This window comes from Microtetraspora sp. AC03309 (genome assembly GCF_020826795.1).
Taxonomy (GTDB): domain Bacteria; phylum Actinomycetota; class Actinomycetes; order Streptosporangiales; family Streptosporangiaceae; genus Microtetraspora; species Microtetraspora glauca.
On sequence record NZ_JADDIL010000449.1, the window covers coordinates 1 to 498 of the forward strand.

At 63.7% G+C, this 498-nt stretch carries 1 protein-coding gene; it reads right to left on the bottom strand.

Translation table 11 applies throughout. The features are described 5' to 3' along the window. Positions 1-415: hypothetical protein (locus tag IMZ11_RS43795; protein ID WP_228649625.1), on the bottom strand; the 415-nt coding region annotated here is incomplete at its 3' end. Positions 416-498 lie beyond the last annotated feature (83 nt).

Consider the following 498-nt stretch of genomic DNA (forward strand, 5'->3'; position numbering starts at 1 on the left):
GCCGTAGCGTCATCGCTAATGCTATGGCGCACAACGTTTTACCTAATCCGACCTCATGTGCATTGAACACTGCGGGGGTGGACACAGCACGGTCGACGAAGTCCCGTTGCCACGGCCACAAGTCGATCCCCTCAGCCAACCCGGGAAACGTCAGATGCGACCCGTCATGATTGCGCAACACGTGCGCATTCATGGTGTGGTTGTACTGATCGACGATCCGCCGCTCCCGCTCGGCGTTCTCCCACACCCACAGTGAGAACCGCCCTTGGATCTCGGCGAGCTTCTGTTCGGCGGCCTCGGTGGCATCGGCGTTGCGGACCTTGCGCTTGGTGTGGGTCGCCTGGTCATAGACCTCGTCCCACACCACCGGGGCGGCACCGTTGAGCCCAGCCTGGGTGAGGTCGAACGCGTCCATGCGGGGGCTGCAATACGCGATCCGTGCCTCCGGTGACAGCTGCCCCCGCCCGGTGATCTCCCACGCTGCCAGCGGCGCAAGAT